The following is a 14,337-nucleotide window of genomic DNA, read 5'->3' on the forward strand; positions in this document are numbered from 1 at the left end:
CAGGGTCATTGGCTCCGCCCCATTGTGGCTCGACCTGGAAAATTGGAGATCGATATGAACACCTTCGCGACCCTCCCCATCCCTGATTCGCGCAACGCCGCCCGATACGCGCAGCTGGTCAGGTCATCGAAGAAAGCCGAATGGCAGATCGATCGCGATCTGCTGCAGGACCGGCATTTCGACTTCTCGCGCAAATTCCTGCCCGACTCACTGTCGCTGGTCGACCGCCTGACCTTTCTTGACGCGCACGAGGCGCGCCTGCTCAGCCAGATTCAAGGCCGGACCTACGCGTACCTCTTTGGCCTGGTCGAGCGCTTTATCAGTGCCAAAATGCTCGATCAGGGTCGCGCCCATGTATTCGACGATCAGCTCGCACTCGAAGCGCTGGTGCGCTTCTCCAATGACGAGATCAAGCATCAGGAGCTGTTCCGGCGCATCGAGACAATGATTGGCTCGCAACTGCCGGCGGGATATCGTCAAGTGGCCGATCCAAACGACGTGGCGCGCGTGGTGCTGGCATCCAGCACCTGGTCGGTGCTGGCGCTGACCTGTCATATCGAGTTGTTCGTTCAATCCCACTACGCACAAAGCATCGCCCCGCACGAAGAGCTATGCCCGCTGTTCAAGGACGTCTTCAAGTTTCACTGGAAGGATGAAAGCCGACACGTCGTGCTCGATGAACTGGAGTGGAAGGCCGAGCACGCAAAACTGTCGCCCGCCGAATGCGACCAGGCAGTGAACGACCTGATAGCACTGGTGGCGGCCGTCGACGCCATCCTGCAGGCACAATCGACAGCCGATGCCGAGTACTTCACGCGCCATGCTTCACGATCATTCAGTGTCGACGAAGCGGCACGCATCAACGCCTGCATGCTGGACGCCTACCGCTGGCAATACATTATCTCGGGCGTGCAGCATCCACACTTTGCCCGGCTGCTGACGCGCATGACAACGCCAGCCCAGATGTCGCGGATCAACACCGCACTGTCACCCATCATGGGCCATTGATCGAGGCTGGCCGCCATGACAATACCGATGTGGATGCTGCTTGGGTTCGCGACCTGGACGTTACTGCTGTTAATGGCCACCGTCGGGGTCTATCGCTGGGCCAGGATACTGTTCTCGAATGCGCCGATTGCCTCTTTCCGAAGCGATCGGCTCGAGGGCGAGGAGTGGTATCGGCGCGGGGTAAGGGCACACGCCAACTGCGTGGAAAACCTGCCTGTGTTTGGCGTCATCGTGTGGTTGATTTCCGCCCTTGGCGTTGAAGGACCTTCGGTAAACTACTTGTCGATACTCATTCTGGTTGCCCGGGTGTGTCAGTCGCTGGTGCATGTCTGCCATGAACAAACCAATGCGTTCGTGGCAGTTCGGTTTAGCTTCTTTTTCGTTCAGTTGGCCTGTTTTCTCACGCTCATCGTGATGGCCGCCGGGTACGGCACAATCTTCTGAACCCAGGCCATGGCCTGCGCTACTTGCGCAGGCCACAGTACCGAACGGCTTGCCTGATGCGCCCCTAGCCAGCGCTGATGTTGCCGCAGAAAAGTGGGCGGCTACCGTCTGCCGGACTGCTGCGAACCAGCAAGGCATAGCTACCCTTGGTCAAATCGCTCAGCGCCACCGGTGCCTGGGCCCAATGTTGGGTACGCGGGGCCAGCGATGGGTAGTCGACGCTATTGGCCTGACGGGTCCTGTACGCCGGTTGCGTACCCAATTGCTGGCACGAGCCTGCGTAGATTGCAGTGTCGAGACGGCTGGAAACAGCCATATCGTGGGGGACTCCACCGACGGTGAGCCAGATACTGGTTTGATCGCCCACCGGGCTGAGGGTGGCTCGAGCGATATGCTCTGCGTTTTGCGGGGTAGCATTGAGGGGGACATCGACAATTTCGTTTCTGCTCGCGCAGCCCGAAATCGCCCCTGCCGCCACTACCAACGCCAGCCAAGATGCACTGTTCATCACAGGTCTCCTGAGTTGAGTTGCGTAGACTTCATCCCCCCTGTGAAGTCTAGTGGTCCCCCCCGCAAGCGGGATCTGGCTGATGGGTGGTCATCGGCCCGTAGGGGCCAGGCTTGCTGGCGAAGAATGATGACGCGGTGCAGAAAAGACACCACAGCGCATGGTTCGCCGTATCGCTGTTTCCTGCAGCTGCCGCTGGTCGAGAGCCGCTTGTTCTGTAGACTCAATATACTTATGTTTGATTCTAAGGACTCAAAGACAGGTAATGCACATGGCCGTCGCTTCCCAGCCCCAATCTTTCAGCAAAAACCAATGCGTCACCGGCCTGCGCGCTGCGGTGGGCATTCTGGAAAAGTGGCACGCCAGCAGCGAGCAGGCCTGTCGTATCCTGCGCATTTCCCGCAGCACCTACACCCGCGCGCGCCAGCATGATCCTGACTGGGCGGTGGCGCTGGATGCGGACCAGATGCAGCGCATCAGTCTTGTGTTGAACATTCACGCCACGTTGCGCCTGGTGTTCGACAATCCGGACAACGTCTATGGCTTCGTCTCGATGGCCAATGACAACGAGTTTTTCAATGGGCGCTCGCCGCTGGTGATCATGGCCCAGGGCGACATGATTTCGCTGTACGAGACCTTTCGGCGCATCGATATGCTGCGGGGCGCGCAATGGTGACGTTGAGCGAGCTGGCGGTGTTTGCCGGGCAGGCATTGCAGGCTTACCGGTTGGTCAATTCGAAATTTCCGCCGATTGCATTGTTCGACGACGTGGCGAGCGCGGATGAATTCGAGGTGCTGTTCGAGATTCAGGCGCTGACCAATCCCCGACTGAAGAATGAGCTCGGTGAACTTGAGTTGATCCCACGGAGCGAAATCCCGTTCGGGATTGCTGGCTGCTCGTACGCCACCGCGCCTTTCACTCACATCAATCCGGCGGGCTCGCGGTTCAGCGATGGCAGCTATGGGGTGTTGTACCTGGCGGATTCGATGGAAACCGCACTGGCCGAGGTGCGGTATCACCAGGGCCTGTACTGGTCGAAGGTATCGGGCCTGAACTATGAGCGGTTTGTGTTCAGGGGACTGTCGTGTTCATTCATGGATACGGGGATGAAAGACGCCACCGCCCTGCCGATCAACGACCCGGTGTATGCGCCTGACGATTACAGCCATTCCCACGCACTGGGCCGGGCAATCAGGAAAGCTGGCTACCCAGGCCTGCGTTATCGCTCGGTGCGCCTGCCAGGCAGTGATTGCTGGGCGTTGATGACGCCAAGGCCTGTCTCTTCAATCATCCAGACCGCTCATTACGAGATGGTCTGGAACGGGCAGATCACCAGTGTCAGCCAGATCAACGAGGCTTGAGGCAAATCTCGCACCTAGTGGCAGCAACGCTCGCCGTTGCGGCAAAAACACGACGCCGAAATCTCCACATCCGCCCGGGCCATGGCCAGGTTGAGACGAACCTGCGCAGCGGCCGCTTCGCCATCGCGACCCAGGCGCTTCAAGCATTCCACGTAGCCGTGCAGGCTCCACACGTTGTCCAGGTGCCAGGACGCGCGACTGAGGGTGTTGTCCAGGCCCAGGTCGGCACGATAGGCGTGCAGGGCTTCTTCCACCCTGCCCTGTTCCAGCAACAGCGCGCCCAGTGCGTGGCGCACCGGTTGCATCCAGCCCCAGGGCTCGTCGTAAGGCAGGTGATCGTCCAGCGATTGCGCCTCGCGCAGGTGAGCGAAAGCTTCGTCGAAGTTACCTTTGCGGTACTCGATTTCGCCGCGCAGCATGCCCGCGGCCACCGCCAGGATATCGTTGCATTTGTTGTTGAAGAGGTAGCGCGTGTCCGGCACCCGGGCCCAGGCCTCAAGGAACAGGTGATGCTCGGTTTCGGCGTTGGCGACTTGCCCGCAAGCCGCAAAGGCCACGCCTTTGGCGTAGTGCAGCATGGCCGTGGTCACGCAGTACAGCGTCGGGTCCTGGGGCAATGGTGTGGCGAGGATGTCTTGCCATTTGCCGAAGCGGATCTGCACGTGGGCCTTCATCGAGACGAAGCTTTCGAGCCAGTCGGCCATGGGCGGTGTTTCCACCCGCAGGAGGTCTTCCTTGATGGTTTCGGCCAGTTGCTCGGCGGCTTCCAGGGCCGGCTGATACTGGCCGAGGAACATCGCCGAGTAGAGTTTGAAATGGTAATTGTGGCTGCGGTACAGGGTGTAGAAGTTGATTGGCCCTTCCTTGGCCAGATAGAGACTGTCGGCCTCGATTGCCCGCTGATTGGTGATCATGGCCCCGCGATAATCGCCGCAGAGCACGTCGATGTGCGACGGCATATGGCGCAGGTGTCCGGCATCCGGTACCAGGTCGCGCAGGATATCGCCCGCGCGCAGGGCCCGTTCCGGGTACGGCGACATTTCCAGGGTGTGGACGTACATGTGCAGTACGCCGGCGTGCGGCGCTTCGCCGTGTTGCTCCATGCGTTGCAGGGCGCGCTCGAGCACGGCCACGGTTTCCAGGGTGTCGGCGCCAGCCGCCGGCTGGCCGGTTTTCAAGTCCCATAACTGCCAGGGCGTGCGGTCGATCAGCGCTTCGGCGAACAGCGCCACCACATCTGGATCGTCGGGAAATCGCTGGTACACATCGCGCATGGACGCCGCATAGGCATCGTTCCAGGTAAAGAGCTCATCTACGCTGCTCGTCTGCTCGGCCTGGTAACGTTGCTGCAACGCGTGGATCAGGGCTTGCTCCACTGGCGTCGTACCTTCGAGGTGCACCAAGGCGATTTGTGTCGCCAGTCGCGCCTGGGCCACGGCCTCCTTGAGCTCTTGTTCGATGAAGGCGTCCCAGCGCTTGTTGTAGTTGGGTCCCGAGGCATAGGCGATGCCCCAGTAGGCCATCGCGCAGTTGCGGTCGTGCTCCAGGGCCTTCTGGAAACAACGGATGGCTTCGTCGTGGTTGTAGCCGTAGCACCACATCAGGCCGCGGTCGAACCAGAGTTGGGTTTGGGCTGAGCTCGTCGTCACGGGGCGGCTGTAGGTGCCCAGGTCGTAATAGTCGTGCATCGGTTTATCCTCTCGATCAGAGTGCGGAACCTGCGAAAACCCAGCATACCCCTGTGCACCTGGCCGGGCGTCATAGCCGACGACAGGCTGCGCTCTATCATCATGCCTACACGAGGCAGGCCACTGACTCTATCAATCGCATCGATGTTCACCATCACCTCAATGAAGTTCTCTTAAAAACTCCACGGCGTAACATCAGCTCCATACCAACCAACAACACCCCCGGAGCACACGATCATGAAACGCCAAACCCTCCTCAGCATCGCTTTCTCGGTTTTCGCAGTTAACGCTTTTGCCGCTACCTCTGTTCAGCCTGTCGTGGCTGAAGGTGGCTCGGATCGTCTGATTGAAAGCCGGGTGGCCGAGGGTGGTTCGGATCGCTTGATCGAGAATCGCGTCGCTGCCGATGGTTCGGATCGCCTGCAAGGCAACACCGTCGCTGCCGATGGTTCCGACCGCCTGCAAGGCAACACCGTCGCTGCCGATGGCTCCGACCGCCTGCAAGGCAACACCGTCGCCGCCGATGGCTCCGACCGCCTGCAAGGCAACACCGTCGCCGCCGATGGCTCCGACCGCCTGCAAGGCAACACTGTCGCCGCCGATGGTTCCGACCGCCTGCAAGGCAACACCGTCGCTGCCGATGGCTCCGACCGCCTGCAAGGCAACACTGTCGCCTGACCCCATCGCTGCACCGCACCCACAAAAAGCCCGGCCTGATCAGCCGGGCTTTTTCGTCACAGGGTTCTACCCCTGGATCGCGATCGTCTATCCTGTGTGCCCGATTCTGGCCATGCCGCCATCCCGCCGGAGACACCTGTGCCGCCCCTTACTGCCCGAGAGATTTACCAGCAACTGCGCGATGCCGCCTTGGGCCTGCGCCCGCTCCGGCGACTTGACGGGCAAGCCGGTCCGGTATTCATCGACATCGAAGGTTGGCGCTTGAGCCTCGATGTCGACCACCTTCACTTGCGTCACTGCCTGCATTGCCAGAGCCCGGATGGCCGCGTGTTCGACGGTGGTCAGCGTTTCGGGACTGACCCGGTGAGTTTGCTCAGCACCTGGGAGCTGGCGCAGATCGAGCGGATGCTGGCCGGCGACTGAGGCGCAACCGGGATATTGCGAAAGTGCTCGCTGAACTATCGTTCATCTGGCTCAGCTGTGATACATAAGACCTGATGCGCATCCCGTGCCCGAGAGGTTGCTTATGTTCCGCTGCCCACGCTTGCCGCAAGTCCTGGCTTGTTCGCTGTTCGGCTTACTCGCCAGCGTCGCCCATGCCGCCACGCCCTCCCCGGCACCCGAAACGCTGCAGCCACTGCTGAACACCATCAATGAGCGCCTGGACATTGCCGACCTGGTGGCGCTGGCCAAGTGGGACAGTGGCAAACCGATCCAGGATACCGCACGGGAAACCCTGCTCATCAACAACGCCAGGAAGCAGGCAACCGGTAGCAACGTGAACCCGGACGAAGCCGCCGACTTGATCGCCGCGCAGATCGAAGCCAACAAGCTGGTGCAGTACGGACTGATCGCGCAATGGCAAGCCGCGCACAAGGCACCCGACCTGCCACGGCCAGACCTCACTCAACTGCGCGCAAAGCAGGACGAACTGCAAGCCCGCCTGTTGCAGCAATACGCCGCTTTCGTGCCCTATCGTGTCGATCCGGAATGCCCGCAGTGGCTGGCGGCGCAGCGCTCGGACCTGATCAAGGATGCGCTGCATGGCCAGGCGTTGATCCGCGCTACAGGGGAGCTGTGCATCACGGATCTATGATCGAAACCAATCTCCCCCCTGTAGGAGCGAGCATGCTCGCGATGGAGGTCAACGATAACGCAGGGAGCCTGACACCCCGCGGCGCTCTCAGGTTTTTCGTCGGAACGCCTCCCGGAGCGTGCTCGCTCCTACATGAAGTGTTCTGCACGTTTTGAACAACAACAAAAAACAGGAGTTGAATATGTCTGAACTGCAACTGCATCCCAAGGCGGCAGAGTCCCTGAGCCTGTGGCACGCGATGATCCGCACCGGCGATCTCAAGGCCTTGCCTGCGTTGCTGGACCCGCAAGCGGTGTTTCGCTCGCCCATGGCCCACACGCCGTATCCCGGGGCACCGGTGGTTTCGATGATTCTCAACACGGTGTCCAAGGTGTTCGAAGATTTCACCTATCATCGCGAACTGGCGAGCGCCGACGGCTTGAACGTGATTCTGGAATTCAGCGCCAGGGTCGGCGACAAACAGCTCAAGGGCATCGACATGATCCGCTTTGACGAGCAGGGAAAAATCGTCGATTTCGAAGTGATGGTCCGGCCATTGAGTGGCTTGCAAGCCCTTGGCGAGGAAATGGGCCGGCGCCTGGGCGCCTACCTGGCCGCCAGCAAGACCTGATCGTTGTACCGCGCCTTGGCTTTTATTTCGGGTTTTTTGTCCTAACGGACTGAGATCGCGTGCTCCTAGGATACCGGACCGATTCTCCGCTCCCAGCCCGACCAGAAAACCGAGGCGCGTATGCTCGACCCCCGGACAAAAAATCCTGCCCACGCCCAACTCGCCCATGTCACCCGCATGACAGCCCTGGGCGAACTGGCAGCGTCCATCGCCCATGAAATCAATCAACCGCTGGCGGCGATCGCCAGCAGCGGCGAAGCCTGCCGCAACTGGCTGAGCCGCCCGCAGCCCGATCTGGTCGAAGCACGCAAGGCACTGCAACAAATCATCGCCAGCGCCCATCGGGCAAGCGAAATCACCCGCCATGTCTGGGCCTTGTCGCGCAAATGCGACCCGCTGCGCCAGAACGAATCGCTCAACGACATTGTCAGCGAGACCTTGAGCCTGGTCCGCTGTGAACTTGCCCATCACCAGATCAGTCCGAAAATCGAGTTGGGTACATTCAACCCCCAGGTCAGTGCCGACCGCGTGCAACTGCAGCAAGTCATCATCAACCTGATCATCAACGCCTGCCAGGCCATGGATGCGGTCGACGCCACACAACGGTCACTGCTGATTCGTACCTGGGTGAAGGACAACGAGGCCGTGCTGGAGGTGGCCGACCAGGGTCCGGGGATTGCCCCCGAGGTCTTGCCGCAGTTGTTCACGCCGTTCTTCACCACCAAGGAAAACGGCCTGGGCATGGGGCTTTGCATCTGCCGCTCGATCATTGATTTCCACGCTGGCCGGATCTGGGCCACCAGCACTGTGGGCCAGGGCAGTTCGTTTCTGGTTGCCCTGCCGATACGGGCCGCCATTGAGCCCTTGGGGAATCAAACATGAACGAACGGCAGCCGCTCAACCAGATCAATCACACCGAGTCCATGGTGTTCATCGTCGACGACGATGCGCCGCTGCGCGAATCCCTCGGCAGCCTGCTGCGCTCCATCGGCCTACGGGTCGAGCTGTTCGGCTCAGTCGCCGACTTCATGCAGTACCAGCGCCCGGACACCGACAGTTGCCTGGTGCTGGATGTACGGTTACAAGGCAGCAGCGGCCTGGACTTTCAAAACGAACTGGCCGTCGCCGGCATCAAGGTACCCATCGTGTTCATCACCGGGTACGGCGACATCGCCATGACAGTGCGAGCGATGAAAGCTGGCGCGGTGGATTTCCTGACCAAGCCGTTTCGTGAACAGGACCTGATCGATGCGGTGTGCGCCGCCCATGGTCGTGATAAACAGCGTCGCGAGTCCGAGCGCCACGCCGAGCAATTGCAAGCGCGCCACCAGACGTTGACCGCGCGGGAACAAACCGTGATGACGCTGGCGACTTCGGGCTTGATGAACAAGCAGATAGCCGGGGAAATCGGCCTGAGCGAAATCACCGTGAAAATCCACCGCGGCCAGGCCATGCGCAAGATGGGCGCACGCTCCTTTGCCGACCTGGTGCGCATGGCCGAGGTGCTCTCGGCCCGGCCCGACAGCCGATAACTATACCCACGTATACTGTGCACCCTTTCAGGACGGCGTATCTTGCAATAATAGCGCAGTGCCTCTAATTGCTCTGCGTGACTACGCAGGACTTCACTATGCACAACGAGGCAATGATTGCCGTCGTCGATAACGATGATTCGCTTCGAATGGCGCTGGATACTTTATTGCGATCCAGTGGCTATACGGTGCGAACCTACGTGGGGCCGTATGAATATCTCAACTCCGACGGCCCGCTTATTACATCTTGCCTGATCTGCGATATACAAATGCCGGAGATGGACGGAATCACGATGTATGAAGAACTGGCGACCAGGGGCATGCATATCCCGGTCATCTTCATCACCGGAAATCCCTGCGCGCAGCGTCCGCCGGGGTCTCAAGCCATGCAGCCGATTGCCTTTTTCCCCAAGCCCTTCCCCATCGAAAAGTTGCTCGACTGTATCAAAACAGTACTTGAGCGACGCCACTGAACTCTGGTCATTCAAGCCACTAACACTTTGGTATAGCCCGTTAATACTTAGTCATACCCGGGCTTACCCTATGTAGCAGTGTCAGCGTTAAACCCCTCGAATAACATCTGCTCAAGATTAAGCGGCACTCGATTGTTCTTCAGGAGCTAAACAATGAAACAGCAAATCTTGATTATTGGTGCAGGGTTCGGTGGGGTCTGGAGCGCGTTGAGCGCTGCCCGCCTGTTGGACAAGCACGATCGAAACGACGTCGAGATCACCGTGTTGGCTCCTCAGGCCGAGTTGCGCATCCGCCCGCGCTTCTACGAGCCTGACGTGCACACCATGACTGCACCGCTGCACGAACTGTTCGACGCCGTGGGAGTAAAATTCGTCAAGGGTTCGGCCGAGGTCATCGACGAGCACAACAAACAGGTCCGCTACACCAACGCCGCGGGCATCCAGGGCACGCTGACCTATGATCGCCTGGTGCTGGCCGCCGGCAGCAAGCTGATGCGTCCGCCGGTCGAAGGCATGCTGGAGCACGCCTTCGATGTCGACGAGATCGAATCCGCCACTCGCCTGGAAGCTCACATCAAGTCACTGAAGGACAAGCCGGTCAGCGCCGCCCGCAATACCGTGGTGGTGGCTGGCGGTGGTTTCACCGGGATTGAAACCGCGACCGAAATGCCGGCACGCCTGCGTGCCGTCCTCGGTGAAAACGTCGACATCCGGGTCATCGTGGTTGACCGTGCCCCGCAAGTCGCCGCTGCTCTGGGCGATGGGATCCGCCCCTCGATCGTCGAAGCCTCGCAGCACCTGGGCATCGAGTGGGTTCTCAACGCTACCGTTGCCGCGGTCGATGCCAATGGCGTCATCCTTGCCGATGGCCAGCGCATCGAATCCAACACCGTGATCTGGACCGTCGGTTTCCGTGCCAACTCGCTGACCGAACAAGTGCAAGGTACTCGCGATCATCAGGGCCGCCTGCATGTCGATCAGCACCTCAAGGTGCGAGGCCACGCCGATGTGTACGCCAGCGGCGACGTGGCCTACGCTGCCACCGATGACCAGGGTAACTTCGCGGCAATGTCCTGCCAGCATGCCATCGCCCTGGGGCGCTATGCCGGAAACAACGTCGCCGCGGAGCTGCTGGGTGTGGAGCCGATGGCCTACAGCCAACCCAAGTATGTCACCTGCCTGGACCTGGGCGCCTGGGGCGCGGTGTTCACTGAGGGCTGGGAGCGCGAGGTCAAGCTGGTCAAGCACGAAGCCAAGGAACTCAAGACCCAGATCAACACCCTGTGGATCTATCCGCCGGCGGCTGATCGTGCCGTGGCGCTGGCGGCGGCCGATCCGTTGATCCCGGTGGCCTGAAGACGATTAATACGGCCGTGCCCCCTGTCACTGCCAGTCGCAGGTAACCGACATGTATGGTTTTTTCGAGCATCCGTATCGGGTCTTGACGTTGTCCCACGTCATGTTGATCGGCGGGCTGATTGCACTGGTCGCCGGGGCCATCCTGGCCAATGGCCTGGATCAATATCTGTCGCTACCCAGCCTGGTGATGGCCCATGCCATGACGATACTCGGCCCGACCGCCATCAAGCTCGGTTATGTGATGCGCTTGCTGACGCTCAATCGCCTGCGCTGCCAGCCACTGAGCCAACCGCCTGGCCTCGCCGGGTGATGTGAAATTTCGCCTGAATCCCGGCCAGCCCACTCCTTGCTGGACCGGGACCTTTCCCAAGCGCCCGCCACTGGTTTTCTGGCGGGCGTTTTTTCTCCAGCCAGTAAACCCGTAAGAGCTAGCGGTGCGGCGATCCAACTTACCGGCGAACCCGGCGCCATGGTCTATCTGCTACCTCCCGCCACCTCAGGTTCACAACGCAGAACTTATCAGGGGCGTGTGCGCAAACTGTGCGTCGATGGCATCATCACCCGCTTTGAAGGTTTCGATGTCGACGGTGAACGGTTCACCCAGCTGTTCGGCATGCCCTGGCCGAAACCGCCACCGCCCTGATCCACTAAGGAAGCGCCCTGATGCGTATCAAATCACTGCTAGCGTGCGCCGGCATGCTCCCGAGCCAAATGGCCGTGGCTGGCACCCTGCCACAGGTGCAGGCTGCCGAGCGCCAGGCAACAGAGAGCACCCGATGACGGCTATCGTTCGGCCACGGCCGATGCTGATTACCCTGGGCCTGTTATTGCTGTTGGTGTTCTGGCTGTCCCTGGCCCTGGGGCCGGTCAGCCTGCCGCTGGGCGATACATTGCTGGCCGGGTTGCGGCTGCTCGGATTGCCGGTGGAGGGAGACGACAGCCAACAGGCGCAGCTGATCCTCGGCCAGATTCGCCTGCCGCGCAGTTTGCTCGGCATCGCGGTGGGAGCGGTGCTCGCGTTGTCCGGCGTGGCCATGCAAGGGTTATTTCGCAATCCGCTGGCAGACCCGGGGCTGGTCGGAGTGTCCGGCGGCGCGGCGCTGGGCGCGGCTGTCGCCATCGTCGGTGGCAATCTGCTGGGCGGTTTGCCGCCGGCCATCGAGCCGTACCTGTTGTCGGTATGCGCATTCGCCGGTGGCCTGATCGTCACGGCGGTGGTGTATCGCTTTGGCCGCAGCGACGGCCAGACCAACGTCGCCACCATGTTGTTGGCGGGCGTGGCGATGACCGCCATGGCCGGGGCCGGGGTCGGCCTGTTTACCTACCTGGCCGATGACGCCACGCTGCGCACCCTGACCTTCTGGAACCTGGGCAGCCTCAACGGCGCCAGTTACCCGCGCCTGTGGCCGCTGCTGATCGTGGCAGTCGGCGTGGCGTTGTGGTTGCCGCGGCGCGCGGCAGCGCTCAACGCGCTGCTGTTGGGGGAGTCCGAAGCCCGCCACCTGGGCTTCAATGTCGAGCGGATCAAGCTTGAGCTGGTGCTGTGCACCGCGCTGGGTGTGGGGGCCGCAGTGGCGGCGGCCGGCCTGATCGGCTTTATCGGCCTGGTGGTACCGCACCTGATGCGACTGCTGGTCGGTCCCGATCATCGGGTGTTGCTGCCAGCTTCATTGCTGGCCGGCGCCAGCCTGTTGTTGCTGGCCGATCTGGTCGCGCGTTTGCTGCTGGCGCCGGCCGAGTTGCCGATCGGCATCGTCACCGCGCTTATCGGTGCGCCCTTCTTCCTTTATCTGCTGGTACGGGGGCGTTCCTGATGCTACGGGCCAACAATTTAATGGTGCGACGCGGCAATCGCACGGTACTGGCGGACATCGACATCGAGCTGCATCCGGGTCAAGTCCTCGGCGTGCTGGGCCCCAACGGCGCCGGTAAAAGCACGCTGCTGGCCGCCTTGTGCGATGAGCTGCCGGCCAACGCAGGCACGGTCAGCCTAGACGAACGTGCACTCGCCGACTGGCCGGGCCAGGAGCGAGCCAGACGCCTGGCGGTCTTGCCCCAGAGTTCGAGCCTGAACTTTGCCTTCTCAGTCAATGAAGTGGTGGGCATGGGTCGCCTGCCCCATGCCAGCGGGCGCGTGCGCGATGCGCAAATTGTCGCCCAGGCCCTGAGTGCCGCCGACGCCCTGCACCTGGCGGGACGCAGTTATCTGGCCCTGTCCGGTGGCGAACGCCAGCGTGTGCACCTGGCGCGCGTGCTCGCACAATTGTGGCCGGGTGCCGAGGGTCAGACCCTGCTGCTCGATGAGCCGACCTCAATGCTCGATCCGCTGCACCAGCACACCATCCTGCAAGCGGTGCGCGATTTCGCCGGGCGCGGTGCGGCGGTACTGGTGATCCTGCACGACCTGAACCTGGCTGCCCGTTATTGCGATCAATTGTTGCTGTTGCAGGAGGGTCGCCCGCACGCCTATGGTCCACCGGATGAAGTCCTGAACGCCCAGGCGCTGGAAGCAGTGTACGGGCTGCAAGTGCTGATTCAGCGGCATCCGGAACGCGGTCATCCGTTGATTATCGCGCGCTGATCCCCGCCGTTCTAAAAGGAAAACCGATGCGCATTGTGCTGTTATTCCTGGTCAGCCTGCTGGCTGCCTGCCAAACCCATTACGTCGCAGCGCCGCCACCAGCGATCGCCCCCCAAGGGCGAGATCACGCCGATCTCGGGTTGATCCGCGAACTCGCCAGCGGACGCGCCCTCACCCCGCAGGAGCTGGTCGAGCGCCTGGCGGTTGCGCCACGGGTGCTGGTCGGCGAGCAACACGACAACCCCGATCACCATGCCTTACAACTGTGGTTGCTGCGCCAACTGGCGGCGCAGCGCCCGCAAGGCAGCCTGTTGATGGAAATGCTCAACCCCGACCAACAGGCAAAAGTCGATGCGGCCCAGGCCGCGACCCGTGCCGGCCAACCACCAGCCGACGCTTACCAGGCGCTGTCCTGGCAGGCCAACTGGGATTGGGGCATCTACGGCCCACTGGTCACCTACGCCCTGCGCCAACCCTACCCACTGCTGTCGGCCAACCTGGACCGGGCGCAGATCATGCAGATCTACAAACAGCGCCCGACGCTCAGCGGTGAAGCGTCCACTACCCAAAGGGTACAAGCGACATTGCTGGACGATATCCGCGAGTCCCATTGCGGCTTGCTGCCCGAAGCGCAAATGCCGGCGATGCTCGCTGTGCAGCAACAGCGTGACCGGCGCATGGCCGAACGCCTGCTGGCGGCACCGACGCCTGCGCTATTGCTGGCCGGGGCGTTCCATGTGCGCAAGGATCTGGGGGTGCCGTTGCACCTGCAGGACCTCGGCGCTGGCGAAGGTAACGCAGTGCTGGTGCTGGCTGAAGTGGGCAAGACCGTGAGCGCCGACAGCGCGGATTATGTGTGGTATACGGCAGCGCAGCCGGAGCAGGACCATTGCGCTGAACTGCGTCGCTAAAAATGCACCCCTGTAGGAGCTGCCGCAGGCTGCGATCTTTTGATTTTTCCAGGGCCAAAGCAAGATCAAAAGATCGCAGCCTGCGGC

At 61.4% G+C, this 14,337-nt stretch carries 18 protein-coding genes; 16 read left to right on the plus strand and 2 right to left on the minus strand.

Features of this window, described 5'->3' with window-relative positions; genetic code table 11:
• Positions 1-54 precede the first annotated feature (54 nt).
• Together AC3WWR_RS12405 and AC3WWR_RS12410 are read left to right on the plus strand one after the other, a co-directional pair.
• Positions 55-1,008: a diiron oxygenase gene (locus AC3WWR_RS12405; RefSeq protein WP_168758515.1), complete on the plus strand. Its 954-nt coding sequence runs from the start codon at positions 55-57 to the stop codon at positions 1,006-1,008.
• 15 nt (positions 1,009-1,023) lie between these two features.
• Positions 1,024-1,452: an MAPEG family protein gene (locus AC3WWR_RS12410; RefSeq protein ID WP_492598729.1), complete on the plus strand. Its 429-nt coding sequence runs from the start codon at positions 1,024-1,026 to the stop codon at positions 1,450-1,452.
• Positions 1,453-1,516: 64 nt separating this feature from the next.
• Here AC3WWR_RS12410 and AC3WWR_RS12415 read toward each other — a convergent pair whose 3' ends face one another.
• The gene (locus tag AC3WWR_RS12415; RefSeq protein WP_083349352.1) at positions 1,517-1,960 is read right to left on the minus strand and encodes a hypothetical protein; all 444 of its coding nucleotides are present in this window, start codon (positions 1,958-1,960) and stop codon (positions 1,517-1,519) included.
• A gap of 271 nt (positions 1,961-2,231) precedes the next feature.
• Here AC3WWR_RS12415 and AC3WWR_RS12420 point away from each other — a divergent pair, with 271 nt between their 5' ends.
• Positions 2,232-2,636: an antitoxin Xre-like helix-turn-helix domain-containing protein gene (locus AC3WWR_RS12420; protein ID WP_033043897.1), complete on the plus strand. Its 405-nt coding sequence runs from the start codon at positions 2,232-2,234 to the stop codon at positions 2,634-2,636.
• Positions 2,630-3,322 (plus strand): RES family NAD+ phosphorylase, encoded by a 693-nt coding sequence (locus AC3WWR_RS12425; protein WP_033043898.1) that lies wholly within the window; start codon positions 2,630-2,632, stop codon positions 3,320-3,322. The genes AC3WWR_RS12420 and AC3WWR_RS12425 overlap by 7 nt, the downstream gene beginning before the upstream one ends.
• A gap of 14 nt (positions 3,323-3,336) precedes the next feature.
• On the opposite strand, the gene AC3WWR_RS12430 is transcribed toward AC3WWR_RS12425, so the two are convergent.
• Positions 3,337-5,010 (minus strand): tetratricopeptide repeat protein, encoded by a 1,674-nt coding sequence (locus AC3WWR_RS12430; RefSeq protein WP_151142720.1) that lies wholly within the window; start codon positions 5,008-5,010, stop codon positions 3,337-3,339.
• A 237-nt stretch (positions 5,011-5,247) separates the two neighbouring features.
• Between AC3WWR_RS12430 and AC3WWR_RS12435 the strand changes: the two genes are divergently transcribed.
• The 12 genes from AC3WWR_RS12435 (at position 5,248) to AC3WWR_RS12490 (ending at position 14,250) form a co-directional block, all read left to right on the plus strand.
• On the plus strand, positions 5,248-5,688 hold the full coding sequence (locus AC3WWR_RS12435) for a hypothetical protein (protein ID WP_168757556.1): 441 nt from the start codon (positions 5,248-5,250) through the stop codon (positions 5,686-5,688).
• 138 nt (positions 5,689-5,826) lie between these two features.
• A complete protein-coding gene (locus AC3WWR_RS12440) occupies positions 5,827-6,111 on the plus strand; it encodes a DUF7693 family protein (RefSeq protein WP_020796918.1) in 285 nt (94 codons plus the stop codon).
• A gap of 103 nt (positions 6,112-6,214) precedes the next feature.
• On the plus strand, positions 6,215-6,784 hold the full coding sequence (locus AC3WWR_RS12445) for a chorismate mutase (protein ID WP_020796917.1): 570 nt from the start codon (positions 6,215-6,217) through the stop codon (positions 6,782-6,784).
• Positions 6,785-6,965: 181 nt separating this feature from the next.
• Positions 6,966-7,394, plus strand: coding sequence for a nuclear transport factor 2 family protein (locus tag AC3WWR_RS12450; protein ID WP_033043395.1), 429 nt, complete (start codon positions 6,966-6,968; stop codon positions 7,392-7,394).
• Positions 7,395-7,514: 120 nt separating this feature from the next.
• Positions 7,515-8,276: a sensor histidine kinase gene (locus AC3WWR_RS12455; RefSeq protein WP_083349357.1), complete on the plus strand. Its 762-nt coding sequence runs from the start codon at positions 7,515-7,517 to the stop codon at positions 8,274-8,276.
• A complete protein-coding gene (locus tag AC3WWR_RS12460) occupies positions 8,273-8,926 on the plus strand; it encodes a response regulator transcription factor (RefSeq protein ID WP_492598730.1) in 654 nt (217 codons plus the stop codon). The genes AC3WWR_RS12455 and AC3WWR_RS12460 overlap by 4 nt, the downstream gene beginning before the upstream one ends.
• 98 nt (positions 8,927-9,024) lie before the next feature.
• The gene (locus AC3WWR_RS12465; RefSeq protein ID WP_033043392.1) at positions 9,025-9,399 is read left to right on the plus strand and encodes a response regulator transcription factor; all 375 of its coding nucleotides are present in this window, start codon (positions 9,025-9,027) and stop codon (positions 9,397-9,399) included.
• Positions 9,400-9,552: 153 nt separating this feature from the next.
• The gene (locus AC3WWR_RS12470) at positions 9,553-10,755 is read left to right on the plus strand and encodes an NAD(P)/FAD-dependent oxidoreductase (protein WP_020796911.1); all 1,203 of its coding nucleotides are present in this window, start codon (positions 9,553-9,555) and stop codon (positions 10,753-10,755) included.
• Between the two features lie 52 nt (positions 10,756-10,807).
• Complete coding sequence (locus AC3WWR_RS12475; RefSeq protein ID WP_492598731.1) at positions 10,808-11,068, plus strand: transmembrane sensor/regulator PpyR; 261 nt, start codon at positions 10,808-10,810, stop codon at positions 11,066-11,068.
• Between the two features lie 520 nt (positions 11,069-11,588).
• Positions 11,589-12,572 carry a FecCD family ABC transporter permease gene (locus AC3WWR_RS12480; protein WP_162276376.1) on the plus strand — a complete coding sequence of 328 codons (984 nt, stop codon included), beginning with the start codon at positions 11,589-11,591 and terminating at the stop codon, positions 12,570-12,572.
• Positions 12,572-13,339 (plus strand): heme ABC transporter ATP-binding protein, encoded by a 768-nt coding sequence (locus AC3WWR_RS12485; protein WP_168758520.1) that lies wholly within the window; start codon positions 12,572-12,574, stop codon positions 13,337-13,339. The genes AC3WWR_RS12480 and AC3WWR_RS12485 overlap by 1 nt, the downstream gene beginning before the upstream one ends.
• Positions 13,340-13,365: 26 nt before the next feature.
• Positions 13,366-14,250 carry a ChaN family lipoprotein gene (locus AC3WWR_RS12490; RefSeq protein ID WP_168758521.1) on the plus strand — a complete coding sequence of 295 codons (885 nt, stop codon included), beginning with the start codon at positions 13,366-13,368 and terminating at the stop codon, positions 14,248-14,250.
• Positions 14,251-14,337 lie beyond the last annotated feature (87 nt).

The sequence above is a fragment of the Pseudomonas sp. EB271-G4-1 genome (assembly GCF_058791355.1).

Coding starts and splice junctions, on each gene's coding strand:
- AC3WWR_RS12405 (WP_168758515.1), top strand. CDS start 55: ATGAACACCTTCGCGACCCTCCCCATCCCTGATTCGCGCAACGCCGCC.
- AC3WWR_RS12410 (WP_492598729.1), top strand. CDS start 1,024: ATGACAATACCGATGTGGATGCTGCTTGGGTTCGCGACCTGGACGTTA.
- AC3WWR_RS12415 (WP_083349352.1), bottom strand. CDS start 1,960: ATGAACAGTGCATCTTGGCTGGCGTTGGTAGTGGCGGCAGGGGCGATT.
- AC3WWR_RS12420 (WP_033043897.1), top strand. CDS start 2,232: ATGGCCGTCGCTTCCCAGCCCCAATCTTTCAGCAAAAACCAATGCGTC.
- AC3WWR_RS12425 (WP_033043898.1), top strand. CDS start 2,630: ATGGTGACGTTGAGCGAGCTGGCGGTGTTTGCCGGGCAGGCATTGCAG.
- AC3WWR_RS12430 (WP_151142720.1), bottom strand. CDS start 5,010: ATGCACGACTATTACGACCTGGGCACCTACAGCCGCCCCGTGACGACG.
- AC3WWR_RS12435 (WP_168757556.1), top strand. CDS start 5,248: ATGAAACGCCAAACCCTCCTCAGCATCGCTTTCTCGGTTTTCGCAGTT.
- AC3WWR_RS12445 (WP_020796917.1), top strand. CDS start 6,215: ATGTTCCGCTGCCCACGCTTGCCGCAAGTCCTGGCTTGTTCGCTGTTC.
- AC3WWR_RS12450 (WP_033043395.1), top strand. CDS start 6,966: ATGTCTGAACTGCAACTGCATCCCAAGGCGGCAGAGTCCCTGAGCCTG.
- AC3WWR_RS12455 (WP_083349357.1), top strand. CDS start 7,515: ATGCTCGACCCCCGGACAAAAAATCCTGCCCACGCCCAACTCGCCCAT.
- AC3WWR_RS12460 (WP_492598730.1), top strand. CDS start 8,273: ATGAACGAACGGCAGCCGCTCAACCAGATCAATCACACCGAGTCCATG.
- AC3WWR_RS12465 (WP_033043392.1), top strand. CDS start 9,025: ATGCACAACGAGGCAATGATTGCCGTCGTCGATAACGATGATTCGCTT.
- AC3WWR_RS12470 (WP_020796911.1), top strand. CDS start 9,553: ATGAAACAGCAAATCTTGATTATTGGTGCAGGGTTCGGTGGGGTCTGG.
- AC3WWR_RS12475 (WP_492598731.1), top strand. CDS start 10,808: ATGTATGGTTTTTTCGAGCATCCGTATCGGGTCTTGACGTTGTCCCAC.
- AC3WWR_RS12485 (WP_168758520.1), top strand. CDS start 12,572: ATGCTACGGGCCAACAATTTAATGGTGCGACGCGGCAATCGCACGGTA.
- AC3WWR_RS12490 (WP_168758521.1), top strand. CDS start 13,366: ATGCGCATTGTGCTGTTATTCCTGGTCAGCCTGCTGGCTGCCTGCCAA.